The sequence below is a fragment of the Paraburkholderia sp. MM5496-R1 genome, assembly GCF_050436205.1.
Classification (GTDB): Bacteria; Pseudomonadota; Gammaproteobacteria; order Burkholderiales; family Burkholderiaceae; genus Paraburkholderia; species Paraburkholderia tuberum.
The window spans coordinates 680,598-706,001 of the sequence record NZ_JBNDLT010000001.1 but is presented as its reverse complement, the minus strand read 5'-3'; the positions used below and the strand labels follow the sequence as shown (position 1 = coordinate 706,001).

Sequence of the window (25,404 nt, the reverse complement as noted above, 5' to 3'; positions counted from 1 at the left end):
AGCAATTTCATCAGTGACGTCTCCTGCAAGGCGGAACGAGCACCCAAGGAAGACGCTGGATTACGAAACACCGGCTGAACGATTTCATCGAACTATTGCATCGACCGGTTGAATCCGCCCCCCTGTCAGCGGACACTGGTGCGCACTGATGTGCTGTTTCCTGGAATCGAGTGCGTGGTGTGGCGTGAGACGATGCGACCGGGAGCCCCCAGACGTCTGGGCGACGGTGCGGGCCAGCGATTTCTTTGCGAATTGGACATGTGCGAATTGCTTTCGGCTGGGCGCGGACGACCTTTCCTATCGATGGACTTGCTGCGGGCGCAACGAGGTGGCACGCGCGGAGCGCGAGTCGCAGTTGCAACAAATCGTTGAGGATCAAGCCCATGTCAACGAAGAGCGGGCACGGACAGGGCGCGCAGCGACGCATCCAGGTACTGATTGGCGCAATCGTATTCATTCTAGTTGTGACTGCCGGGTGGATCATTCACCAGACTCGGACGGTCGCACGCCAGACTTCCCTGGCGTTGGCGTCGGCCGCGACAACGGCGAACGACGCGGGAAATTATGACCGCGCAATGCGCTTCGCGATGCTGGCGATGGGCAACGGTTGGCTCTCGCCGGGATCGGCAAAAGCAGAGCTTGAGCTTATGCGTGGCGCGCAAGCATCAGTGCAGATTGCGTTGCTCGGCGGCGATCAGAATGCGGTTGATTCCGCCGTCTTCAGCCCGGACGGTAAGCGGGTGGTGACCGCGTCCTGGGATGGGACAGCGCGGGTGTGGGACCTGGCCACGGGTAAACAGATTGCGCAGCTCAGTGGCCATCAGAATCTTGTCTATTCTGCCGCCTTCAGCCCGGACGGCCAGCGGGTGGTGACTGCGTCCGCGGACAGGACCGCGCGGGTATGGGACGCGGCTACGGGCAAACAGATTGCGCAGCTCAGCGGGCATCAGGATCTGGTTTATTCCGCCGCCTTCAGCCCGCACGGCCGGCGCGTGGTGACTGCGTCCGCGGACAGGACCGCGCGGGTGTGGGACGCGGCTACGGGCAAACAGATTGCGCAGCTCAGCGGGCATCTGAAACCGGTTTTCTCCGCCGCCTTCAGCCCGGACGGCCGGCGCGTGGTGACCGCGTCCGCGGACAGGACAGCGCGGGTGTGGAATGCGGCGACCGGGCACGTGATCGCACAGCTCACCGGGCATCGGGAACCGGTAAGCTCCGCGGTCTTCAGCCCGGACGGCCGGCGCGTGGTGACCGCGTCCGATGACAAGACCGCACGGGTGTGGGATGCGTCGACCGGCCAGGTCATCGCGCAGCTCAGAGGGCATCGTGGACCGGTTTTCTCCGCCGCCTTCAGCCCGGACGGCCAGCGCGTGGCGACAGCGTCCGATGACAACACCGCGCGGGTGTGGAACGCGGCGACCGGCCAGGCGATCGTGCAGCTCACTGGGCATCGCGGACCGGTGAGCGCCGCCGCCTTCAGCCCGGACGGCCAGCGCGTGGTGACCGTGTCCGATGACAAGACCGCGCGGGTGTGGGATGTGGCGACCGGCCAGGTGATCGTGCAGCTCACCGGACACGAGGGGCCGGTGAATTCCGCCGCCTTCAGCCCGGACGGTCAGCGGGTGGTGACTGCGTCCCGTGATAGGACCGCGCGCGCATGGGACGCGGCGATGGGCATCTTGCTGCTCAGAGGGCATCAAGGGTCAGTTATTTCCGCCGCCTTCAGCCCGGACGGCCAGCGGGTGGTGACCGCGTCCCGTGATCGGACCGCGCGGGTGTGGGACGCGGCCACCGGCAAACAGATCGCGCAGCTCAGCGGGCACCAGGATCTGGTTTATTCCGCCGCCTTCAGCCCGGACGGTCGGCGCGCGGTGACCGCGTCCGCGGATGGGACCGCGCGGGTGTGGGACGCGGCGACCGGCAAACAGATCTTGCTCCTCAGCGGTCATCAGGGCCCGGTTGATTCCGTCGCCTACAGCCCGGACGGCCAGCGGGTGGTGACCGCGTCCCGGGACGGGACCGCGCGGGTGTGGGACGCGAGCACGGGCAAACAGATCGCGCAGCTCAGCGGGCACCAGGATCTGGTTTATTCCGCCGCCTTCAGCCCGGACGGTCGGCGCGCGGTGACCGCGTCCGCGGATAGGACCGCGCGGGTGTGGGACGCGGCCACCGGCAAACAGATCGCCCAGCTCGGTGGGCATGAGGGACCGGTTTTCTCTGCCGCCTTCAGCCCGGACGGCCAGCGCGTGGTGACCGCGTCCGCGGACGGGACCGCGCGGGTGTGGGACGCGGCGACCGGCGAGGTGATCGCGAAGCTCACCGGACATCAGGGACCGGTTTTCTCCGCCGCCTTCAGCCCGGACGGCCAGCGCGTGGTGACCGCGTCCGCGGACGGGACCGCGCGGGTGTGGGACGCGGCGACCGGCGAGGTGATCGCGAAGCTCACCGGACATCAGGGACCGGTTTTCTCCGCCACCTTCAGCCCGGACGGCCAGCGGGTGGTAACTGCGTCCGCGGATCAGACCGCGCGGGTGTGGCCTATCCGATGGCTCATGCAGAAGCGAGGTCAGAGCCTGGCTAAAGCCGTGTGTAGGGAAAGGCTCGTGGGAGCAAACCTGCTCACAACCGATGATGAAGCTGCCCTTTCTCTCGTACGCGGGCGCCGGGGCGAAAACGTATGTGGATCGTAACTCGCCGACCGGTCGGAGCGAGCTGCAACGATACGTTTGGCCAGCGCGACCAATTGCTTTCCAATCTTCCTGACTAGCTCTCACAGGTCCATCGCCTACTCGTAGGTCCGCTCATCCGGCGTTCATTGCGTTGCATCGACCGGTTGAATCCGCCCAATCTACGTCGGTCAGTCGCTGTTGCTGCTGAAGTCGTCGTACCGCGCCGAATGGGGGTTTCCGGGCGGCAGTATCCGGGACCCGAACTGCGGCTCGATAATCGCGAGATCGTCGCCGCGCATCTGGCGTCGCCGGAGCAATTGCCTGGCTTCGCCGTGACAGGCGCGGTCGCTGCGTATCTCGGCAGGGATGTCCGCGGCTAGTCGAGCCGTTTTTCTTGCATGACCGTTCGAGTCCGCGTGACGCTGCGCGAGGCGCGGGCCTTCCAGGCATCAGGGTTACAGCCCCACGGTTTTTAACGCTTCCTGATTCGCCAGCATGGCATCGATAAGAGCGCGAGCCTTGCGATCGACGCACGTGAGAGCAACACTTTCCGACTCGTAGGTAACGACATCGGCTAAGTCACCGGTGACGTGCTGTTTTCGTGTTCTTCTACGCAACGACCACGTGACGCGATATGTCAGCGCGATTCCAACGGACAAACGGGCCGTCCGCGGCTCCATGTGCGCTTCGATGACGAATCCGCGATAACGCCCGACAATGTGATGTTTCATTGATTGACTTCACCGTCTTTCGCCTTCATCGCTCGCCTCTCAATGCACGACGCCAAAGAACAAAATTGCGCCTTCGGCCGGCGTCAGGCCCGCCTTGAAGTAGCCTTCGAGCCGGTCGGCTGTCGCTTCATCGAGCGTGAAGGGCGGATGGACGTAGCCTACGGCGAATGCATGGTCGTACCAGTCGTTGAGCCAAGCGCGCAGCTCTATCACGTCCTGCGGCAGTGTGTTCGAAGCATCGTCGTGCATGTGCGTTTCCCCGGCTGGCTGAACGTTCAGGCCGCCATGCGGCCTATCCCCATTTCCGGACGGCGCTGGCCCGGCGGAAACACGTGCCATGCGCCGTCGGCATGGCGAAAGAAGAAGAGTGAAAACGCCCCGGTCGGCAGATCGATTTGAATGCAAACCCGGCATGTTTCACCCGAGCGCGAGCGGTTCAGCAGACGCACGCGCGCCCCTCGGCCCCCCGTCGGGCCAACGAGTTTTTCGACCTGAGAACGCAGCGATCTGTTGCCCGCCATGATTTTCCCCGCGATGCACGATGATTCGATGCTATGGCGATCGGTGCGTGCGTCCAATCGGCGCCGGCCGGAATGTCGTTTCAGGAATCACTGGTTTCAGCCGTCAGGACTTCCTGAACCGGAGCAGCATGTAGAACGGCATTTAAGGGTCCTTGCCCATCTGCGGGGGCTTTCGCCATGAATGACACTAAGGATTTCCTGACACGCGAATCAGGAAGTCACACCCTGATTTTCCAGCCTGCGCTGAATGCGACACACTTTCTGCTCGTAGATGATGAGCCATCGAAATGCAATGTCGAATTGATGCAACATGATCGGCTATCTATCGGAACGGGAAAACGTCATCGAGCAAATCGACGTGATATGTCTGCGACTGTTCGACACCTGGTGCGAGACGCGCAGCGTGACATCGCTTGCGTATTTGATGCACTGCTGGCCGCTGATAGACAGCACGACCAACGCGCTCAGGCGCCTGGGCGAAACCATGCGCGAGTTGCGGCGCAATCACGCGGACCAGATCGACGAGTATGATTTTCGCGCGCTGTGCGAGGTGGCCGACCTCATCGACGAACTGACCTTGCCGCGCACGGTCCGACTGATCGCGGTGGCGGCCGAGGTGCCGCACTAGCGAACGGCAACGCCGGCCAGGCGCGCAACTGCTTACAGGCACGCATGCGGCGGCTGTGAGGCCACGGGGCGCGCCGTTTCATCGGACGTTTGAAACCCGGAGCGGGCGTGATGGACCAGGCGCCGGCATCGAGTGCAGAATAGGACAAGTACAACGGCGGCACTCGCGGGGATATATGGCGCTCGACATTTTCGACGCATGGTGGAGCGGAATCCTGCAACCCGCTGAGCGGTATCTCGAAGGGAACACCGCATCATGAGCCATCTCGCCGCTCCGGTCGCGTATACGGGCACGATTCTGATCGTCGACGATACGCCGGGGAATCTCGGCGTGGTTGTCGACAGTCTCGAGGCGCGCGGCATTCGCGTGCTGGTGGCGCTCGACGGTATCGAAGCGTTGGAGCGCGCAGCCTTCTCGCAGCCCGATGTGATCCTGCTCGACGTGAAGATGCCGGGCATCGACGGCTTCGAGACCTGTCGGCGCCTCAAGCGCGATGAGCGCACGCGCGATATCGCCGTCATATTCATGACCTCGCTGATGGACAACGAGGACCGCGTCGAAGGCTTTCTGGTGGGCGGTGTCGATTATGTGACCAAGCCATTGCGCGTCGATGAGATGGTCGCGCGCGTTGGCGTGCACGTCGAGCTGCGGGTGATGCACAAGCAGGTTCTCGCGCAGAACCGGCAACTGCTGGCGGAAGTCGCCGTGCGCAAGGAAACGGAGGCCGCGCTATCGCAAGCGCGCGACGATCTGGAGCGACGTGTCGCATTGCGCACCGAAGAGCTGGCGCGCGCCAACGCCAACTTGCGGGCGCAGATCGACGAGCGGCGGCGCGCGGACGCGCGCCTGCAGGCAAGCGAGGCTCGCTTTCGCGCGATTGTCGAAACGAGTCCCGTGCCGCTATGCATCACCTCGATGCCGGATGGGCACATCCTGTACACGAACCCGCCGCTGCGCGAACTCTTCGGCATGGACGAAGGCTTGTCCGCCAATATCGCGGATTTCTACGCCGAGCGGGGCGAGCGCGAGCGTCTGATCGAACATCTGCGGACCAAGGGTGGCTTGCGCAACACGGAGATACAGTTCCGGCGCCAGGACGGTACCCGGTTCTGGGCGATGGCGACGGCGCGCGCCGCGACTTACGACGATTCTCCCGCGATCTATGTGGGCCTGAATGACATTACGGGGCGCAAGCAGATGGAACAGGAACTCGTCGAATCGCGCGAGCAGCAGCGCGAACTGTCCGCGTACATGGAGGCGATTCGCGAGGAGGAGAGAAAGCGCATTGCGATGGAAATTCACGACGAGCTGGGGCAATTGCTGACCGCGCTCAAGATGGACGTGTCTCTGCTCAAAATGCGCATCGCGCACGACGCGGAAGCGACAAAAAAAGCCGACGATATGCGCCAACTGGTCGAAGGCACGATCTCGATGGTGCGCAATGTCGCGAGCCACCTGCGGCCCGCGGCGCTTAACTTCGGCATCGTGTCTGCGCTCGAATGGCTTGTCGACGAGTTCAACCGCCGCAATGCGATTGCGTGTGAATTGCGCATCGAAGGCGGCGAACCCGCGCTGTCCGACGCCCATGCGACGGCCCTGTTCCGCATTGCCCAGGCTTCGCTGACAAACGTCGCGCGTCATGCCGCCGCCACACGTGTCGAGGTGACGCTTGTTTCGACGGCTTCACAGCTCTTGCTGCAGGTGCGTGACGACGGATGCGGCTTCGATCAGCAAGTGGTGAGTCGCAACTATTCATATGGCCTGCTCGGCATGAACGAGCGCGCGCGGCTGATCGGCGGATCGCTTTCGATCGACAGCTCGCCGGGCGCGGGCACCATGGTTTCGATTCATATTCCGCTCGATGGCGGAGCTCGAACATGATCAGGATACTCATTGCGGACGATCATGCGATAGTCCGTGGCGGACTCAGACAGATCATCGCGACCACGAGCGATATCGTCGTTGCGGCGGAAGCGGCGCAAGGAGCGGAAGTGATCGACAAGCTGCGCTCGTGCGCGCTCGATCTTCTATTGCTCGACATGACGATGCCCGGCATCAGCGGCGTCGCTCTGATCCGCAGGGTACGGGCGGAACATCCTTCGTTGCCGGTGCTGGTGCTGAGCATTCACGACGAGGCTCAGGTCGCGTCGCGCGCGCTGCGCGCGGGAGCAACGGGATATCTGACCAAGGACAGTGACCCGGAGGTGCTGCTCGCGGCAATCCGCAAGCTCGCGGACGGCGGCCGTTTCATCGATCCGAAGCTCGTCGATGCGATGGTGTTCGATACACAGCGCGGCGACGTCCCGCCGCATGAAGTACTGTCGGACCGCGAATTCCAGGTCCTGCAGATGCTCGCGGCAGGCAGGAGCATCAATGAAATTGCCCAGGCATGTGCCCTCAGCGCGAAAACGATCAGTACACACAAGATGCGGTTGATGCAGAAACTCGGGCTTTCCAACAACGCTGAGGTGATCCGGTACGCGATCCGGCACGGAATGATCGTCGAGTAGAAAACGAAGGATGATGCGGTGCAGGTTCTGAGGCGCGAATCACCGCGGTAGCCTCCTTTCCAGATATTGCTCGACGAAGCTGAGGATCGCCTTGGACCGGTAAGCCTTCGCCAACCGGCAAAGGTGGTCCGCGAAGGGTCGATATCGCTCGTCGAGCTCGCTCAAGTGTTGGGCGTGTTGCACGATGGCACGCATGTCGCCGAGTCGCGCCAGGTAGTGCAGCGCTTCGATCTCCCCCTGCGGCGGTGCCATCAAGGGCGCGGTAAAAGGAGCGGCAGCGGGTACAGCCGTGTGGTCCGCGCCAGTGACTTGCGCCTTGCTCGCTTCGTCGATCCACTCGACATTCATGAGCGACGCGACATGGGACAATAGCCGGCCGAATTCGATCGGTTTGGCAAGAAAAGCGTTTGCGCCGGCCGCGAGACTGTGCGCCGCATCGGTCCCCGAGGCGCTTGCGGAGACTGCGACGATGGGCAGATCCCGGAACTCGGGCATCTGGCGCAGGCAACGCGTGGCTTCGAGCCCGTCCATCCCGGGCATGACCACATCCATCAGGACCAGCGCAGGATGCAGGGTGCGGGCTTTCTCCAGAGCTTCGGATCCGTTGCCAGCCTCCGCCATGTCGAATCCGAGCGGACCCAGCATATCGACCATCACGGCACGGTTCTCCGCCACGTCATCCGCGACCAGGATAGCCTTGCGCGGCCCCTTGTAGCCGCTCACGATCCGTCCGGACGCGGCGACAGCCGCCGGGGGCGCCACCACCTGGACATCCAGTTCGATCGAGAAGACGCTGCCAATATCGCGGCGACTCTCGATATGGATCTCGCCGCCCATCAGGCGTACGAGTTGCCGGCTGATGGCGAGCCCGAGCCCCGTGCCGCCAAAGCGATGCCGGTCGGCGCTCACTTGCTCGAAAGGCCTGAAGATTTCCTCCAGGCGCCCTTCATCTATCCCAATGCCGGTGTCCTGCACTTTGAAACATAGTCGCGCGGGCGGCGTAAAAGCGACGCTCAGATGCACGCTCCCCTGCTCGGTAAATCTGATCGCATTGGAAAGCAGGTTGAGCAGCGCCTGACGCAGCCGTATTTCGTCCACCCGGAAAGCCGCGGGCAGATCGGGCGGCATGTCGCAATCGAAGGCCAGGCCCTTTTCCGTTGCCTTGACCCGCATCGTCTCGGCGACAAAGCAGACGAACTGTTCGAGCGGAACGTCGGAAAGATTGAGTTCCATTCTTCCAGCTTCGATCTTGGCTATATCCAGGATGTCGTCGATGAGCGTCAGCAGGTGTTCGCCGCTGCGCTGGATGACCGCGAGTCCGTCGATCTGTTGTTGATCGAGAGTCGTGTCGCGTGTGAGGATCTGAGCGTAACCAAGAATCGCGTTCAGCGGCGTACGCAGTTCGTGGCTCATGTGCGCGAGAAAATCGCTTTTTGCCTGGTTGGCCGTATCTGCATGTTCCTTGGCCACGGCGAGTTCCGCTGTCCGTTCGCGGATCATGTCTTCGAGGTGCTCGCGATAGCGCCGCAATTCCGCTTCGGCATGCTTGTGCTCCGTGATGTCGCGTGAGATGCCGAGCAGGAACTGCGGCACGCCGCGCACATCGGCGATCGGGATCTTCATCGTGTGCACCAGACGCACGCCATGTCGCGTATGAACCGGCTCTTCCTGTATGTCGATCATGTGATGCGACTCCAGCACGGCCCGATCCTTGAGCGCGAAGAATTCAGCCTCCTCCGCGGGAAACAGATCGTGGACGGACCGGCCGAGGAGCTCCTCGCGCCGGTAGCCGAGAAGTTGCTCCGCCGCCTTGTTGCAGCGCACGAAGCGCAAGGTCGCGGCCTCCTTGACGAAGATCGCGTCCGGGATGTTTTCGACGATGCTGTTAAGAAAGTTCTCGCTTTCCCGGACGGCATCTTCGGCGTGCTGACGTTCGGCGATCTCGGCCGCCTGACCCGCAAGCGCCGTACTGAGTTCGGCCGTGCGCTGTGCGACGCGCGCCTCGAGTCCGGCGTTGAGCTCCTTCAACGCATCCTCGGCCTGGCGGCGCCGGCGCCGGTCTTCAAGGAACTGCTCGACTGCGCGCGCCATATCGGCAATCTCGTCGCCGCCGTGCACGGGGACTCCGGCTTGCGTGCGTCCGGCATCGCCGTGCCGCAGAAAGTGACTGACGCGGCGCAGGCGCGCCACGACATGGCGCCCGAGGAATTCGCGGGCGATTAGCCAGGTGAGCAGCAGGCTCACCGCGACTCCACCCGCTACCCATTTGCGTGTGCGATCTGCGCGAACGGCCAGATCCTGGACTGCTTCGCGGTAGTCGCGCGTCAAAAAATCGGACTGCCGTTGCGCCGCGACGGCCAGAGCCTCGGCCGCGCCGCGCAGGTCCTTGTCGAGGCTGGTCAGCGACACGCCCGGCCGCTGCCCATCCGCCGGCGCACCCTGGGGGCCGAGCGCGGTCTCGCGCACCTGCGCCTCGATGTTGGCGATGTTGCGAAAGCGTTGGCTCGACCGGTAAAGCGTCAGCGCGTCGACCCCCGGGTCGTCGCTTGCGGCCGCGGAGGCCAGGCGGTCAACCAGGCGGTCGAACGATGCCAGCTGTTCGAGCACATGCCGATGGGTCTCGCGCACGGCATCGATCGTATCGTCGCGAGACAACTGCAACGCGAGGCGTTCGATCGTCAGCGTGTGCTGTACCAGATCCTGCGCATCCGCGAGGCGCGTGAGCCGCTCTTCGGCCAGCTGACGGATCGACTGGGCCGAACCGGTCAACGAGTAAATCGTCGTGGCTCCGACGACGACCACCAGCGCGGCCAGGCACGAAACAACGAGCGCAAATTGAGCGGTGAGCGATTGTGGGAAAGGCAGTTTCACGGTCGTTGCCAGATCTGACGATAAATGTCGCGATAGCCGTTGTCAGGGTCGTAGAGTAGACGATCGCCGCCGTCCGCGGCGACGTTGTCCGCCGTCACGAGATGCACCGGCGTCACGTAACCCGTGACGCCGACGCCCGCGAAAAGTCGGTTCATTTCGTCGACCAGTTGCCAGCCGTGCAGATTCAGGGGTTCGGCCACGGTGCCGGTCTGGAACGTGCCGGTGCGGATGCGCAGGAAGGCGGACTCGCTGCCGTCGCCAGCCGACAGCATGATCATTGCAGCGTTCGGCATTCCCGCCTGAGTCAACACCGGGGCGGCGTAGTCGAAGTAGATGTCGTTGATCGCCAGCGCACAGTTCCAGCGCGGGCCGTAACGCGCGAGCAGGGCGCGGGTCGTCCCCGGCACCAGTTCCCGGCTGCGCGAAATCGCCACGTCGCGCACTTCAAGCAGGGTACAGCCACTGCACGCGCGAACGACGGCAGCCATTTCATCCGCCTTGCCTTGCGCAATTCGGAAATTGGAATCGGTGAAGATGACGACGCCCGCATGCCCGCCGGACTGCACGATGGCCGCCAGCGCGGTCACACGCGCGACCTCGAGCGGATCCGTCGACACGTTCATCGCCACGGGCGTGCCGGGCACCGGTCCGGCCCGGGCCGCGACATGCCAGCCGACGATCGGGATGTTGTTCTCGGCAAACGGCCGCAGTGCGGGGAGCAGCGCGCGTGCGTCGCCCCCGGCGAGGATCAGACCGTCGGGGTGGCTTGCCAGCGCATTTGCGAGCATCTTCAGACGCAGGTCGGCCGCACCCGCGGAATCGAAGATCCTCACGTGCCAGCCGATCACCTTGGCCGCCTCCAGCACACCATCGACCACACCGAGGATGCCGCCGTTGCGCAAATCCTCGGCGACGACCGCGATGTGTTTTCCAGATTGCGCGGGTGGCCCCTTGCGTGGCCCGTTCCAGGGTGCAGCGGGACGCGAAGCGGCGTCGACCACTCGCCTGGCCAGGGCCAGGAAGTCCGTCGCGGCGAGCGGGGCTCCGGGCGCAGGGCCTGGCAATAAATCCTGCGCGGCGGCGGCCGACAGCACACACGCGCAAGCCAACGCCAGAAGGAAGCCCTTCATGCTGTTCCCCCCATGGGCTCCGTCGAGGTCGATTGGGGTTGCCCAAAGCCGCTCGCGGATGACCTTTTTAGCAGAATATTACAAGCCGATTCCCGCGTGTCATCGGTCATGCGCTGGCGCAGATTGGATCAAGCGTGGTCGGCACTCAACTGCAATGGTCTGATGGTCAGTGTTTGCCACGATTGCGCGATCAACCGTTCATCGATCGCAAGCCATGGATTTTCTCGACTGCAAGCAGGTACGACAGTATGACGACTGGCAGTGTCGTTTGGCACGGAAGCCGCTTCGCCTTATCCGGGGTTGAGGAATGGCGGTGAAACGGTCGAAACTGCATCTTCCCGCGATCGGGCCGGGAACATGAGATTTCGCGGGGCGACGTCAGGCGTTACATCATCTCGGGTTTCGCCAGCCGGGTGCCATCGCTAAAGCGCGTCAATCGATATGGCTGTGTCTCGATCCCAGTCGCGTCGTCCGTCACGATGCGGCTAACCAGCATGCCGGCTCCCGGTCCCAGCCCGAATCCATGACCGCTGAACCCCGAAGCGATCACAAGGCCCGGGTTGCTCTCCACGCGTGACATCACCGGCACCAGATCGGGCATCGTGTCGATCGCGCCAGCCCACGCATGAGCGATACGCAATCCCGACAGTTCGGGAAAGACCGTCGCAACGTTTTGCAGTGCACGGGTCGGCCACTCGGCATCGGGCGCAGGATTGAGAACCCGCGTCACCTCGAACGGAGAGATGTCGTCGTGGCGCCAGTCCGCACTTCCTTCGGGGCCGCCGAAGAAAGGTTGCGCGATCCGGAATTTAAGCTTCTTGTTGAGTTTGCTGCGGAACATCTGGCGAAACTTGACCGCGTGCCGCAGGTTCTGTGGCGCGATCTCCATGCGTCCATAGCCTGGCACCGCGATCGTGTAGCCGCCGTCCAGCCGCCGCCGCATCGCGAAGTTCGGGCCGGAGAAGCACCCGTCTATCACGGCCGGCGCTTCCGCCGTGCGCAGCGCGGTGCCGATCACATTGACCGCCGGCAGATCGATCCCATGGTGCCGGCAGAACAGGGCGCTCCACGCGCCGCCGGCCAGCACGACGCTGCTCGCGCCAATCCGGCCGCGCTCGGTCCATACGCCGGAGATTCGACCCGCGCTGCTATCGAGTCCGCGAACCGCACAGGTCTGATGCACGCGCGCGCCGAGTCGTTGCGCGCCTCTTGCGATGGCGGGCGCTGCTCGCGACGGCTCCGCGCGTCCATCGGAATGCGACCACACGCCGCCCGCCCACTTTGCCCGACTATGCGGAACGCGCGCGGCCAGTTCTCGAGCCGACAGCAGCTGACTGTCGAAGCCGAGCGCGCGCGCCTTGCCGAGCCATGCTTCCCACTGGGCGACATCGGCAGACTGCTCGCTTGCGTACAGAATGCCGCTGCGCCGAAAACCGATGTCCTCGCCGAGTTCGTCGCTCAACTCGCCCCAACGCTTCAGGCTCTGCATCGCGAGCGGCAACTCGTAAAGGTCGCGGTTCTGCTGACGCACCCAACCCCAGTTGCGCCCCGACTGCTCCGCGCCAATGATGCCTTTTTCGAGCAGCACGACCGATACGCCGCGCCGTGCCAACTCGTAAGCGGTGCTGACGCCGATAATGCCGCCGCCGATCACGGCTACGTCGCAGCGAGCGGGGAACCCCTCGCTATTCGGGACTTCGTCGATTCTTAGCATGTTTGAGCAACCATGATTGACATGAGCAGCCGGATACCGGGTGCGTACGCTGTCAGAAGATCACATAGATCTTCCGCAGCGTTTCATCGATGTTCCAGAGCCCTTCCGTGTTGGCTTGGAAAAATAGCGTGTCGCCGGCGGCGAAGCGGACCGTGTCTTCTCCGTCGGGCGTGAAGGTGCCGCTGCCCTTGATGAAATGCATCACCTCCGCCTGCTTGACGGAGCGCCGATAGGTGCCGGGCGAGCACTCGAACACGCCGGTATCGATTGCTTCGTGACCGGGAATGACGTACTGGCGTCCCGATACGCGCGACGGTTCGGTACCGGGCAGGCCCGCAGTTCCCCAATCCTCCAGTGCGGAGACTTCCGCGGCTTGCCTGATCTGCTGAACTTTCATTGCGCTGTTTCCTGTTGTCGTGAGCGGAGGTCGATACGTCGTTCGATCCGGCCTAGCCGGACCACGGTGACGCCGGCGCGCAACTGGCGCAGCGAGGGCATCACCAGCATGCAGTCATCGTACGGAGTCGAGACTGGCTGACCGTCGGACCATGCGATCACGGTGCCGGCCTTGTCGAACGTCTCGAGGCCGGTGTAAGGACCCGCGAAACGGAAATCCATGCTCCTGGCGACGACCGGTTCGGTCACGCGCACGATGCGCATTTCGTCGGGCAATGGCGCGATCCAGCCGGGCGGCAGGTCGGCTGCGTCGACGATGCCCGACAGCAACAGAAAGCGCGCGGTGCAGTCGCGCGCAACCGTCACCGCGCTGGCTTCCCAGTGCTGGCCGCATTCGATCAACAGGGCATTCTTCGGACTCGTGTCGTCGCCGAAACCCTCGTAGTCGCGCATCCGGCGGCCTTCGGGATGGCCTTCGTCCTGAATCACGGTGGCGGGCGTGCCGAGCCGCTCGGCCAGTTCGGCCCCCTTGTGCAGCGGCCCCGCGACGATCAGCGGCGCGCTTTTTTCATGCATCGAATGCAGGTCGAGCAGCAGATCCACCGTGTCGATCACCGGCCGCATCGCGCGCGCACGATCGAGTTCCGACGAGCGGGTCGCCAGATCGTCGAGCTTCGCGGCGGTCCAGACGCGGTTGAAGTCCTGATCGACGAAACGCGCTTTGTCTGGTGTCGCGGGATCGAACCGCGCATACGCGGCGACGTTCGCGAACGACAGCGTGAGCTTGCCGCGGCGCGGGCGCAGGCCGCTGCGCAACAACGCGTCGACAGTGATCGCGCCGCACACTTCGTTGCCATGCGTGAGCGCATTGATCATCACGTGCGGCCCGGCTTGGCCGGAGTCGAACGAGTGCACGTATGCAATGCCGGTATTGCCGTCGGCGTGCGCCGAGAGGTCCGGAAATGCGACTTCGATCGGATAGGCTTCCATGTTTACTCCAGACCTCCCTGACACAGATACTTGATCGACAGATAGTCATCGAGACCATACTTCGATCCTTCGCGACCGTAGCCGGATTCCTTCACACCGCCGAACGGCGCCGCTTCTGAAGCGAGCGCGCCTTCGTTGATACCGACGATGCCAGCTTCCAGCGCGCGCGAGACACGCTCGATACGGCGCATGTTCTCGCTGTAGAAGTACGAGGCGAGCCCGAACGGCGTGTCGTTGGCGGCCTGCACCGCTTCCTGCTCGCTGTCGAATGGGAACAGCGGCACGACCGGGCCGAAGGTTTCCTCGCCGCACAACACCATCGACGACGTGGCGTTACCCAGCACCGTGGGCGCGTAGTAGTGCGGTCCCAGCTCGGTGAGCCGTCGTCCGCCCGTCAACACGAGCGCGCCGTTCTCGAGCGCGTCCTCGACATGACGAGCGATCTTGTCCACAGCGCGCTCATTGATCATGGGCCCGATCTGCGAGGCGGGGTCGCTGGCGGGTCCGACCCGCAGTTCGGCCACTTTCGCGCTTAGCAGCGCGGAGAAACGTTCGTATACGCCGCGCTGCACGAAGACGCGGTTCGGGCACACGCAGGTCTGCCCGCCATTGCGGAATTTCGCGGCCAGCAGGCCATTGACCGCGGCATCGAGGTCGGCGTCGTCGAATACGATGAACGGCGCATTGCCGCCGAGTTCCAGCGAGAGCTTCTTCAGCGTGCCCGCCGATTCGCGCGCGAGATGCTTGCCGACGGGCGTCGATCCGGTGAACGTGATCTTGCGGACACGGCTGTCGGCGAGCCAGTCGCCGACCGTCTCGGCCGCCGCCGCGCGCGAAGCCGAGATCAGGTTGAGCACGCCGTTCGGTACGCCCGCCTCGTGCGCCAGCATCACCAGTGCGATCGCGGTGAGCGGCGTGTCTTCCGCGGGTTTCGCGACCACCGTGCAGCCCGCCGCGAGCGCGGGTGCGATCTTGCGCGCGATCATTGCAAGCGGAAAATTCCAGGGCGTGATGGCCGCGACGACCCCGATCGGTTCCTTGACCGCGCTCATCCGTTTGCCGCGCTGCTGCTGCGGAATCAGGTCGCCGTAAATGCGGGTGGCTTCGTCGGCGAACCACGCGACGTACGACGCGCCATAGTTCACCTCGGCGCGTCCTTCGGCGAGCGGCTTGCCTTGTTCGAATGAGATCAACGCACCGAGTGCGTCGCGATTCGCGACGATCAACGCGTGCCAGCGGTGCAGTACCGCCGCGCGTTCGCTGGCCAGTCTCGCGCGCCACGCGGGCAGCGCTTTAGCGGCGGCGTCCGTGGCCGCTCGCGCGTCGCTGGGGCCGCTGTCGGCAACTTCCGCGATCAGCTTGCCGGTCGCCGGATCGGTGACCGCGAAACGCCGACCGCTCGCGGCGGCGACCCACTCGCCGTTGATGAAGTTCTCCGTGCGGATCAGCGCGCGGGCCTGTTGTTCGAGATTCGTGCTCATATGAGGTCTCCGTGCCGGTTGGCATGCGACGGCAGAGCGCCCGACGCGCGCCGGGCAGTCAGTGCTGCCTGCTCTGTGAGTGATCAGGACGGGTTGGCGACCTGAGCCGCGATCGCCGCGCCGACCTCCGTGGTCGATGCGCTGCCGCCCAGGTCGCCCGTGCGCGGGCCTTCCTTCAGCACCCGCGTGATCGCGGCGACGATGGTGTCGTGCGCATCGCGCTCGACACCCGCGCCGTGGCCGAGAAAGTCGAGCATCATCGCGGCCGACCAGATCATCGCGACCGGATTGGCAATGCCCTTGCCGGCGATGTCGGGCGCCGAGCCATGCACCGGCTCGAACAGCGACGGAAAGCGCCGATCGGGATTCAGGTTGCCCGACGGCGCGATGCCGATCGTCCCCGTGCACGCCGGCCCGAGATCGGAAAGGATGTCGCCGAACAGGTTCGATGCGACCACCACGTCGAAGCGATCCGGGTTCAGCACGAAGCGCGCGCACAGGATGTCGATGTGCTGACGGTCCATCTTCACATCCGGGTAGCGGGCGGCCATTTCATCGGCGCGGGCGTCCCACCACGGCATGCTGATCGCGATACCGTTGCTCTTCGTTGCAACCGTGAGTTTCTTCGCTCGACGCTGTGCAAGGTCGAACGCGAACTTCATCACGCGCTCGGTGCCGTGGCGCGTGAAGATCGACTGCTGCATCACGACTTCGCGCTCGGTGCCCTCGAACATCGTGCCGCCCACCGACGAATACTCGCCTTCGGTGTTTTCGCGCACGATCATGAAGTCGATATCGCCCGGCTTGCGGTTAGCGAGCGGGCAGGGCACGCCTTCGAACAGCCGCGCGGGGCGCAGGTTCACGTACTGGTCGAATTCGCGGCGGAACTTCAGGAGCGAGCCCCACAGCGAAATATGGTCGGGCACCTTGTCGGGCCAGCCGACCGCGCCGAACAGAATCGCATCGCAGTCCTGCAGTTGCGCCTTCCAGTTCTCGGGCATCATCTGGCCGTGTTGCGCGTAGTAGTCGCACGACGCCCATTCGATATGGCGGTAGTCGATGCCGATGTCGAAGCGTTTGCATGCGGCGTCCAGCACGCGCAGGCCTTCGGGCATCACTTCGGTGCCGATGCCGTCGCCGGGAATCACGGCAATGCGGTATTTGCGGGTCATACATCTCTCTCCTTGCCGTGATCGCGCGCCGTCTGCTGACGCCGCGCGGATGGCGAAATGGGGTTGCGTTCGGGGGGCGGGCCGCGCATGGGTATCAGTAGCCGCGCGTCCGGTCGATCAAGCCGTTCATCCGCTCGCCGCTGCGATAGCGGCGCAGGTTTTCCAGTACCGCATCGACGGCCGGTTCGGGCCGCGTCGCGCTCGCGATATGCGGCGTGATGCGCACGCGCGGTTGCGCCCACAGCGGATGGTCGGCGGGCAACGGCTCCGGGTCGGTGACATCGAGCACCGCGCTGTGAATCTGCCCGCGTTGCAGCGCGTCGAGCAGATCGGTGCCGACGAGTTGCGGTCCGCGGCCGACGTGAACCAGCGACGCGCCTCGCGGCAGCATGTCGAATACCCGCCGGCTGAGCAGGCCGCGCGTGGCGTCCGTGAGCGGCAGCAAACAGATCAGGATGTCGGCACGGGCAAGCAACTCATCGAGCCCGGCCTCGCCCGCATAGCAGTCGATCCCTTCGAGCTCGTGCTTCGAGCGGCTCCAGCCCGCGCAGGCGAAGCCGAACAGCCGCAAACGCTCCAGTACCGAGCGGCCAAGCATGCCGAGGCCGAGCACGCCGATTCGACGCGACGCGGCGGCGCGCAACGGCATCGGCTGCCAGACGCGCGCCCGCTGCTGCAACCCGTAATCGAACAGATCGCGGTGAATCGCCAGCACCGCCTCGGTGACATATTCGACCATGCCTTCGACGATGCCCGGCTCGAGCATCCGCACCACCGGCAGATGCGCCGGAATCTGCGACAGATCCAGTTGATCGACTCCCGCACCGACCGAAAACACCACTTCGAGATTCGGCAGCGTGAGCGCGAGGTCTCCCGGTTGCCACGCGACCAGATAGCGCACGGCCGTGGGATCGCCGATGTCCGGCCACACCCGGAACGGCACGTTGGGCGCCAGCTGCGCGAAGCGCTCGGCCCATAGCGCTCCACGCACCGGATCGGCCTTGTAGAGGACGGTCATCGGCGCTTACGCCATCGCCTGATTGATGATGCCGAACGCGCGCCAACCCGGGTCGGGGGCCACCTCGCGCAAGTCGGCGGGCGCGTTGCGCACCATCTTTTCGACCGAGTCGACGCGCGGCATGCCGACATGGGTCAACCAATCGTTGATGCCGGCGTCGTCCGGCACGTCGATCCGCACGAAGTCGCCGGCGTGCTGCGCGAGCCAGTACGAAATCAGTGCGCGGGCACGCAGATCGTCGGACCCATGCTGCGCGACCACCGGTCCAACCGAGTAGCCGCGTCCGAACGGACGGAACAGCGATAAACCGACCACTTCGCCGTCACGTTCGAGAACCACGGCTTGCGCGAACTCGAGCAGCGCCGGTATCGTCGCGCTGCGGTCGAAGCCGCTCGCGCGCGACGCGAGTTCGATCAGCTTCGGCGTGTCGTCCGGCCTCGCGGCACGCAACTGTTCGCCGGCCGGCGGCGCGACAGCGGCCACGCTGCCGAGCGCGCCCTGATGCTGGGTGAGTCCGCCGCAGCTGACGAAGCCGAGCTTTTCGTAAAGCGGCTTGCCCGCGACCGTTGCGTGCAGGAAGGTCACGCGGTTGCCCAGTTCTTCGAGCACCAGTTCCATCAGCTTGCGGCCAATGCCGCGGCCCTGTTCGTCCGGCGAGACGATCACGAGGCCGAGCGTGCCGCGGTCCGCGCCGAATTTCCAGCAGAGCGCGGTGCCGATCACGGCGCCATTGTCCTCGGCGACGAAGCCGGTGCCGGCGTCGTACATGAAGCGCCAGTCATCGGCGCGGTGCGGCCAGCGCACCGCAACCGAGAGGCCGTGCGCGGCGGCGATGTCATCGGCAGTGAAGCGGCGATAGGTCAGTGATTTCTTCACGGTTGATTCGGACACTGCAAACTCCTGCTGGCGGCATGATCAGCCTAGACTGTGGCATTCCCGGTGCCTGCTTCATAGGACGATCTTTTTGTTATTCGGGCCGGTGTGTGCTCGGGTCTGCTTCACGGCGGCAGCGACGCGCAACGCAATTGCACAGGTATTTTTGGCGTTCACCCCGCGGGTGCTATATTCAATATAATGCTGAAAATTGAACGGGCGTTCATTGTAACGAAGCGGCTGGCGCCTCATCGGATGCGACCGTGCGCGCCCAGCACAACAACCGCACCGGCGGCACATGGGCAGCCGGCCGCAGCGTCATCAACGGGAGACACATGCAGCGAACCGAGCTCAGCAAGAAGCGCACGGCCGACCCCGGTCCCGGCGACGTCGGCGCTCGTCTGCGCGCGCTGCGCGTCGCGCAGGGTCTGTCGATCAACGAACTGGCGATGCGCGCGGGCGTGTCGGTCGGCACCGTCAGTCAGGTCGAGCGCAACAAGGCCAATCCGTCGGTGCGTATTCTCGAGCGCCTGCGCCTGGCGTTGGAGGTTCCGCTGACCGCGCTGCTCGAAGAAGACGACGCGGTCTCGGACCCGATCACCGGCGATTTCGTGCGCAAGGCGGCCGAGCGGCCGCTGTTCGAAGTCGGCAAGAACGGCATGCAGAAAGAATTGCTGTCGCCGCATGGCGATCACGATTTGCAGATGATGATCATCATGCTGCCGGCCGGCTCCGGTTCCGAAGAGGTGCTGGTGGGCATCGGCGAGAAGGCGGGCCTGGTGCTGGAAGGCACGGTCGTGCTGAATGTCGGCGACCGGCGCTCCGAACTGCGCGCGGGAGACAGCTTCCAGTTCAAGAGCACGGTGCCGCATAGCGTGCGTAACGAAAGCAGGAAGACTGCTCGTTTGCTGTGGATCATGAACACGCAGCCGCCCGTCATTCATCTTTGATCTGTTTGTTGTACCGGAGCCGCATGTCGTGTGGCAAGCGGCGCTGTCTTCCCTCTCTTTTCCTCGCTCGCTCTGACGCGGCGCGTCCGGTTCGCACGGACGGCGGCTGACGTCAACGCCTTTCTCTCATTCACTTTTCGGTTTTGCGTTGCACGACGGAGCGGGCGTGTCGCGTCGCCTCGCTCGTGCGCGCCCCAGCCGTGCGGGCTTGCGGCCCGTGCCCACCAGTGCGGCGGTGTGCTCTCCGAGGCACGCAATGTATTGCAGCGCACAACGAACTTTTCACACAGTTTATTTTTGACCACTAGTATTTCATTTCGTGTTCATTAAAATGAACTTCATCCGATGTTCGTTCATTCGGCGGTCGCGATGGCGAACAGCAGTGCCGAGTGGTGCCGCAGTCATCAGTGCGTATGCGCACGCGGCACCACACACTTGAACCTACTGATCAGGCCGGACATGTCCACTCCGTCACTCGATTTCGATCCTTCAGCCGTGCCGTTGCCGCAGGGGCATTTCATTGGCGGTGCGTACTATTCGGCGGGCGAAGCGCAGATCGCCGTTCACCGGCCGTCGGACGGCGCGCTGCTTGGCCATGTGCCGGACGCCTCGGACGCCACGGTCGATCACGCAGTCAGCAATGCGCTGGCGGCATGGAAGACGAGCGGCTGGGGCACCCGCTCTCCGCGCGAGCGCGCGAAGGTGCTGAGCCGCTGGGCCGATTTGATCGATCGCGATGCGGTGAGCCTCGCCCAACTCGAAACGGTCAGCTCGACGCGTCCGGTGACGGAAAGCTATACATCAGATGTGCCGTTCACCGCGGAGGCGATCCGCTTCTTCGCGGAGCTGGCCGACAAGCTCGGTGGCGACATCGCGGCCACGCGCCGCGACAGTCTCGGTTTTGTTGCATCGGAGCCGTACGGTGTGATCGGTGCGATTACACCGTGGAATTTTCCGCTGTCGATGTGTTCATGGAAGTGCGGTCCCGCGCTCGCGGCGGGCAACGCGGTCGTGATGAAACCGTCGGAAATGACGCCGTTCTCGACGCTGCGTCTCGCGGAACTTGCCATCGAAGCCGGCATTCCGCCCGGCATCTTCAACGTGGTGAATGGCCGTGGAGCGACGGCGGGCGCCGCGCTGACGCGTCACCCAGGCATCTCGAAGATGAGCTTCACCGGTTCGACCCGCACGGGCGCCGCGATCATGAGCGACGCCGCGATGCACGGCACCAAGCCCGTCACGCTGGAACTCGGCGGCAAGAGCCCGCAACTGGTGTTCGAACATGTGCGGGACCTCGAGCATACGGCGCGCTGTGTCGCCCGCGGCTTTACGGCCAACGGCGGCCAGGCCTGCGTGGCCGGCACGCGGCTGATCGTGCACGAGCGCATTGCCGAGCCGCTGATCGCCGCCATTCAACGGCAACTGCAGCCGATCGAGCCCGGCCCGCTGTGGGACAGCCGCACCGCTTATTCGCCGATCATCAGTGGCGCCCAGGCGCGACGCATCGAAGCGCTGATCGGGCAGAGCCGCGAGAGCGGCGCGGAAGTGATCTTCGGCGGCGGCTTTTTCGAAGGCACCGACGCAGGCTATTTCCACCGCCCGACGCTGCTCGCCAATGTGACTTCAGAGACACCCGCCGTGCGCGAGGAACTATTCGGCCCGGTGCTGACGGTACAGACATTCGCCGACGAGGAAGAGGGCATCGCGCTCGCCGCGCATCCGATCTACGGTCTCGCGGCGGGGGTCCATAGCAGCGACATCGGTCAGGCGCTGCGGGCGATGCGCCGCATCGCCGCGGGCACCATCTGGATCAACCGTTACGGCCGCAGCGGCGACATGATCATTCCGACGGGCGGCTTCGGCCAGTCCGGTATCGGCAAGGATCTCGGCCGCGAAGCGATGGTGGCGAGCATGCGGCACAAGAGTGTGCTGATCGATTTCGAAACGCTGTGAAACACGGCTTTACACCTGATATACGCAAGCATCAACCGCACTGATTCAACCCGAAACTGAACCCCGAGCCTGCAACCAGGTTCGCCACGACGACAGGATGTTGACCATGATCGATTTCGAGCCGAAGTACATCACTTTCGACTGCTATGGCACGCTGACCAACTTCCAGATGGGCCAGACCGCGCGCGAGCTTTACGGCGACAAGCTGGACAAGGCGAAGATGGATGAGTTTGTCGAGTTCTTCCGTGGCTACCGCCTCGACGAAGTGCTGGGCGCATGGAAGCCCTATCGCGACGTGGTCGTGAACTCGGTGCGCCGCACCTGCGAACGCACCGGCGTGCCGTTCGACGAAGCGACCGCGCTGAAGATCTACGAGGCTGTGCCGAGCTGGGGCCCGCACGCGGACGTGCCGGAAGGGCTGTCGCGACTGGCCTCGAAGTACAAGCTCGTGATCCTGTCGAATGCGTCGAACGACCAGATCCACAGCAACGTCGACAAGCTCGGCGCGCCGTTCCACAAGGTCTACACCGCCCAGCAGGCACAGGCGTACAAGCCGCTGCAGAAAGCCTTCGAGTACATGTTCTCGCAACTGGACTGCAATCCGGAAGACGTGCTGCATGTGTCGTCGAGCTTCCGCTATGACCTGATGACCGCGTACGACATGGGCATCAAACACAAGGCGTTCGTCAACCGCGGTCACGAGCCGCTGAACCCGTATTACGGCGTCAACGAAGTGTCGGGCATCCCGCAACTGGCATCGCTGCTCGGCCTCTGATTCGCACGTCCGGCCTTCTCACGACATCGCTTCCCGCGCGCCGCTGAAAGCGGCGCAACCAACCGACAGGAACGCATCACGATGAAGCTCGACTCCTACTGGCTCGACACTGCGCCACGCTTTACCAGCGGCGCCCAGGGTCCGCTACCGCAGCGGGTGGACGTTGCGGTGGTCGGCGGCGGCTTCACCGGGCTGTCGGCTGCGTTGGAGCTGGCCAAACGTGGCATGTCGGTGATCGTGTTCGAGGCGGGTCGACTCGCGGCGCAGGCATCGGGCCGTAACGGCGGCCATTGCAATACGGGCGTCGCGCAGGACTACGCCGCGTTGTCCGCGCGCATCGGCAGCGAACGCGCGTCCGAGTTCTACCGTGCGTATGCCGGCGCCGTCGAAACGGTGAAAACGATCATCGGGGAGGAGCAGATCGATTGCGATCTGCGCCACTCCGGGAAGATCAAACTCGCCGCGAAACCGCAGCATTTCGCGTCGCTCGCGAAGTCGTACGAGGTGTTGCGGCGCGAAGTCGATTCCGATGTCGAACTCGTGCCGCCCGAGCAGATTCGCAACGAGATCGGGTCGGACAGCTTTTTCGGCGGCCTCGTGCAACACAACGGCATGCAGATGCACATGGGCAAATTCGGCGTGGGTCTCGGCACGGCAGCCGCACGGCGTGGGGCGCAGATCTACGAGAACACGCCGGTGACGAACCTCAAGCCGCTCGGCGGCAACGCGTTCGACGTGCAGTGTCCGCTCGGGACGGTACGCGCCGAGCGCGTGCTGATTGCCACCGGTGCGTCGCAGGTCGGTCCGCTGCAATGGTTCCGGCGCCGCATCGCGCCCGTCGGCAGCTTCATCGTCGCAACCGAGCCGCTGGGCAAGGCGCGCCTCGATGCGGTGTTGCCGACGCGCCGCTCGTATGTGACGACGCTGAACATCGGCAACTATTTTCGTGCGACGCCGGACGAGCGTCTGCTGTTCGGCGGCCGCGCGCGCTTCGCGATGTCGAATCCGCGTTCGGACGAGAAAAGCGGGCGGATTCTGCGTGATGGGCTCGCGTGCTATTTCCCGCAACTTGCCGACGTGCGCATCGATTATTGCTGGGGCGGCCTCGTCGACATGACGGCCGACCGGCTGCCGCGCGCAGGCCAGCATGAAGGACTGTTCTATTCAATGGGCTACAGCGGCCACGGTGTGCAGATGTCCGTGCACATGGGTCGTCTGATGGCCGACGTGATGTTCGGCGCCGCCTCGCGCAATCCGTGGCGAACGCTCGAATGGCCCGCGATTCCAGGACACTTTGGACGCGCGTGGTTTCTGCCGCTCGTCGGCGCGTATTACAGGTTGCAGGATGTACTGCATTGAATGGATCGACTGATCGCTACCGTTAGATGGTCGGGCAGCGCATAGATTGAAAATCACTATTCCCAGAGGAAATCCCCATGTTGCGTTTCATGTTCCAGCCTGCAGCCGCCGTCCGCTTCAACACTGTGCAGCGCTTTGCCGCCGGCGCGGGCCTCGCGATGACGATGATGTTCGGCGCCGCCCACGCTGCCGAAACGGCGACGCTCACCGCCGGCTCGCCGCCGTCGAGCGCGCCGACCACGTTCATGAACGTGAAGACACAGCAGATCGAAGGCCTGATGCCGGATGTCGTCAAGGAGATCGGCAAGCGCGAAAACTTTAACGTGTCGTACGACGCGGTGCCGTTCTCGGCGCTGATCCAGTCGGTGGTATCGGGCAAGATCGACATCATCGTTGCCGGCATGACGCCGACGCCGAAGCGCGCCGAAGTGGTCGATTTCTCGCAGCCGGTGACGGCGTTTGGCGAAGGCATCATCGTGAAGGACACGAACAAGGCGGTCTATCACTCGGTGCAGGACCTGAAGGGCATGACGGTCGGGGCGCCGACCGGTACCGACTACGGCGATCAGTTGAAGAAACTCGGCATCTTCACCGAAGTGAAGATGTACGACAGCCCCGCCGACATGACGCGCGATGTCGCGCTTGGCCGCATCGTCGCGGGCTTCAACGACTATCCGATCCTGAAGGCCCAGGAAGCAGCGGGCGCGATGGCGGGGACGCGGGTCGACGACGCGTATGTGCCGATGGAAAAGTTCGACATCGCGATCGCGGTGAAGAAGGGCAATAGCGCGCTGATGGCGAAGATCAACGACGCGCTGACGAAGATGAAGGCCGACGGCACGCTCGACGCGATCCTCAAAAAGTGGCACCTGGTGAGCTGATTGGCTTCGCGTGAAAAGAGCCGTGCCCGCGGCGACGCGGGACTCGTCCTGCCAGGTCCGTCGCGCAGCGGCGCGGCGGACTGAACGAATACGAAGAGCAATGGAAGGCACGACATGCACTGGCAAGATATAGCCGACTTTGTACCGATTTTGCTGCAAGGCGCGGTGATGAGCATCGTCATCACGCTGGGTTGTCTGGTGTTGAGCACCGTGCTCGGCCTGACCTGGGCATTGCTGAAGATGTCGCGCTATCCCCTCGTCGTACGCGGTGTGAGCACGATGATCAACGTCGTGCGCGGCCTGCCGATGATCGTGCTGCTGTTCTACATCTACTTCGTGCTGCCGGAAATCCACATCCAGGTGTCGGCGCTGCAAGCCAGCATCATTGGGCTTGGTTTCGGTTACTCGACTTACGTCGCGGAAATTTTCCGGGCGGGTATCGAGGCAGTCGATCCAGGCCAGTACGAAGCCGCGCAGTCGATCGGCATGGGCCGCGTGAAGACGATGATACGGGTGATCCTGCCGCAGGCGATCAAGGTCGCGCTGCCGCCGTACAGCAACACGCTCGTGATGATGCTGAAGGATTCATCGCTCGCGTCGACCATCACGGTCGCCGAAATGACGCGCGAAGGCCAACTGATCGCGTCGTCGACGTTTCAGAATCTGACGGTATATACGCTCGTCGCGCTCGGCTATCTCGCGATGAGCTTGCCGCTGATGAGCATGACCCGCACGCTTGAACGACGTTTCGGTCGGCACAGGGCGAGATAAGTGCGAAGTGA

The 25,404-nt window shown here is 64.1% G+C and carries 22 protein-coding genes and 1 pseudogene; 11 read left to right on the top strand and 12 right to left on the bottom strand.

The window, feature by feature from the left end:
* Positions 1–383 precede the first annotated feature (383 nt).
* Complete coding sequence (locus OKW38_RS03610) at positions 384–2,690, top strand: WD40 repeat domain-containing protein (RefSeq protein ID WP_429360000.1); 2,307 nt, start codon at positions 384–386, stop codon at positions 2,688–2,690.
* 156 nt (positions 2,691–2,846) lie between these two features.
* Positions 2,847–3,049 (top strand): annotated as a pseudogene (locus OKW38_RS03605) (NUDIX hydrolase); the annotation flags it as partial.
* A gap of 75 nt (positions 3,050–3,124) precedes the next feature.
* On the opposite strand, the gene OKW38_RS03600 reads toward OKW38_RS03605, so the two are convergent.
* The 3 genes from OKW38_RS03600 to OKW38_RS03590 are packed head-to-tail and all read right to left on the bottom strand — an operon-like array spanning position 3,125 to position 3,921.
* Positions 3,125–3,400, bottom strand: coding sequence for a hypothetical protein (locus OKW38_RS03600; protein ID WP_262420048.1), 276 nt, complete (start codon positions 3,398–3,400; stop codon positions 3,125–3,127).
* 39 nt (positions 3,401–3,439) lie between these two features.
* Positions 3,440–3,649 carry a hypothetical protein gene (locus tag OKW38_RS03595; RefSeq protein ID WP_090811076.1) on the bottom strand — a complete coding sequence of 70 codons (210 nt, stop codon included), beginning with the start codon at positions 3,647–3,649 and terminating at the stop codon, positions 3,440–3,442.
* A gap of 26 nt (positions 3,650–3,675) precedes the next feature.
* A complete protein-coding gene (locus OKW38_RS03590; RefSeq protein WP_090811078.1) occupies positions 3,676–3,921 on the bottom strand; it encodes a hypothetical protein in 246 nt (81 codons plus the stop codon).
* Positions 3,922–4,231: 310 nt separating this feature from the next.
* Here OKW38_RS03590 and OKW38_RS03585 point away from each other — a divergent pair, with 310 nt between their 5' ends.
* From OKW38_RS03585 to OKW38_RS03575, 3 genes are all read left to right on the top strand, one after another.
* On the top strand, positions 4,232–4,549 hold the full coding sequence (locus OKW38_RS03585; protein ID WP_090811080.1) for a hypothetical protein: 318 nt from the start codon (positions 4,232–4,234) through the stop codon (positions 4,547–4,549).
* Positions 4,550–4,804: 255 nt separating this feature from the next.
* Positions 4,805–6,430 (top strand): response regulator, encoded by a 1,626-nt coding sequence (locus OKW38_RS03580; RefSeq protein ID WP_090811081.1) that lies wholly within the window; start codon positions 4,805–4,807, stop codon positions 6,428–6,430.
* Positions 6,427–7,059 (top strand): response regulator, encoded by a 633-nt coding sequence (locus OKW38_RS03575; protein ID WP_090811083.1) that lies wholly within the window; start codon positions 6,427–6,429, stop codon positions 7,057–7,059. Before OKW38_RS03580 ends, OKW38_RS03575 begins: the two co-directional genes overlap by 4 nt.
* Positions 7,060–7,098: 39 nt before the next feature.
* Here OKW38_RS03575 and OKW38_RS03570 read toward each other — a convergent pair whose 3' ends face one another.
* From OKW38_RS03570 to OKW38_RS03530, 9 genes are all read right to left on the bottom strand, one after another.
* Positions 7,099–9,930, bottom strand: a complete 2,832-nt coding sequence (locus tag OKW38_RS03570) for an ATP-binding protein (RefSeq protein ID WP_429359998.1) — start codon at positions 9,928–9,930, stop codon at positions 7,099–7,101.
* Entirely contained in the window at positions 9,927–11,060 is a 1,134-nt protein-coding gene (locus OKW38_RS03565; protein ID WP_429359996.1) for a substrate-binding domain-containing protein, read from the bottom strand. The genes OKW38_RS03570 and OKW38_RS03565 overlap by 4 nt, the downstream gene beginning before the upstream one ends.
* 385 nt (positions 11,061–11,445) lie before the next feature.
* Complete coding sequence (locus OKW38_RS03560; RefSeq protein ID WP_429359994.1) at positions 11,446–12,774, bottom strand: NAD(P)/FAD-dependent oxidoreductase; 1,329 nt, start codon at positions 12,772–12,774, stop codon at positions 11,446–11,448.
* A gap of 52 nt (positions 12,775–12,826) precedes the next feature.
* The gene (locus tag OKW38_RS03555; RefSeq protein ID WP_018422376.1) at positions 12,827–13,171 is read right to left on the bottom strand and encodes a cupin domain-containing protein; all 345 of its coding nucleotides are present in this window, start codon (positions 13,169–13,171) and stop codon (positions 12,827–12,829) included.
* A complete protein-coding gene (locus OKW38_RS03550) occupies positions 13,168–14,160 on the bottom strand; it encodes a M14 family metallopeptidase (RefSeq protein WP_429359992.1) in 993 nt (330 codons plus the stop codon). Before OKW38_RS03550 ends, OKW38_RS03555 begins: the two co-directional genes overlap by 4 nt.
* 2 nt (positions 14,161–14,162) lie before the next feature.
* On the bottom strand, positions 14,163–15,641 hold the full coding sequence (locus OKW38_RS03545) for an NAD-dependent succinate-semialdehyde dehydrogenase (RefSeq protein ID WP_429359990.1): 1,479 nt from the start codon (positions 15,639–15,641) through the stop codon (positions 14,163–14,165).
* Between the two features lie 83 nt (positions 15,642–15,724).
* Entirely contained in the window at positions 15,725–16,813 is a 1,089-nt protein-coding gene (locus OKW38_RS03540; protein ID WP_429359988.1) for a tartrate dehydrogenase, read from the bottom strand.
* A 94-nt stretch (positions 16,814–16,907) separates the two neighbouring features.
* Complete coding sequence (locus OKW38_RS03535) at positions 16,908–17,831, bottom strand: 2-hydroxyacid dehydrogenase (protein WP_429359986.1); 924 nt, start codon at positions 17,829–17,831, stop codon at positions 16,908–16,910.
* Between the two features lie 6 nt (positions 17,832–17,837).
* Complete coding sequence (locus OKW38_RS03530; protein WP_429332752.1) at positions 17,838–18,722, bottom strand: GNAT family N-acetyltransferase; 885 nt, start codon at positions 18,720–18,722, stop codon at positions 17,838–17,840.
* Positions 18,723–19,039: 317 nt separating this feature from the next.
* Between OKW38_RS03530 and OKW38_RS03525 the strand changes: the two genes are divergently transcribed.
* From OKW38_RS03525 to OKW38_RS03500, 6 genes are all read left to right on the top strand, one after another.
* Positions 19,040–19,654 (top strand): cupin domain-containing protein, encoded by a 615-nt coding sequence (locus OKW38_RS03525; protein WP_090811100.1) that lies wholly within the window; start codon positions 19,040–19,042, stop codon positions 19,652–19,654.
* A 459-nt stretch (positions 19,655–20,113) separates the two neighbouring features.
* Positions 20,114–21,607 carry an aldehyde dehydrogenase family protein gene (locus tag OKW38_RS03520; RefSeq protein WP_090811878.1) on the top strand — a complete coding sequence of 498 codons (1,494 nt, stop codon included), beginning with the start codon at positions 20,114–20,116 and terminating at the stop codon, positions 21,605–21,607.
* Positions 21,608–21,713: 106 nt separating this feature from the next.
* Positions 21,714–22,382 carry a haloacid dehalogenase type II gene (locus tag OKW38_RS03515; protein ID WP_090811879.1) on the top strand — a complete coding sequence of 223 codons (669 nt, stop codon included), beginning with the start codon at positions 21,714–21,716 and terminating at the stop codon, positions 22,380–22,382.
* Positions 22,383–22,463: 81 nt separating this feature from the next.
* Positions 22,464–23,741, top strand: a complete 1,278-nt coding sequence (locus OKW38_RS03510; protein WP_429359984.1) for an NAD(P)/FAD-dependent oxidoreductase — start codon at positions 22,464–22,466, stop codon at positions 23,739–23,741.
* Between the two features lie 77 nt (positions 23,742–23,818).
* Complete coding sequence (locus OKW38_RS03505) at positions 23,819–24,622, top strand: ABC transporter substrate-binding protein (RefSeq protein ID WP_090811104.1); 804 nt, start codon at positions 23,819–23,821, stop codon at positions 24,620–24,622.
* Between the two features lie 114 nt (positions 24,623–24,736).
* On the top strand, positions 24,737–25,393 hold the full coding sequence (locus OKW38_RS03500; RefSeq protein WP_018422365.1) for an amino acid ABC transporter permease: 657 nt from the start codon (positions 24,737–24,739) through the stop codon (positions 25,391–25,393).
* Positions 25,394–25,404 lie beyond the last annotated feature (11 nt).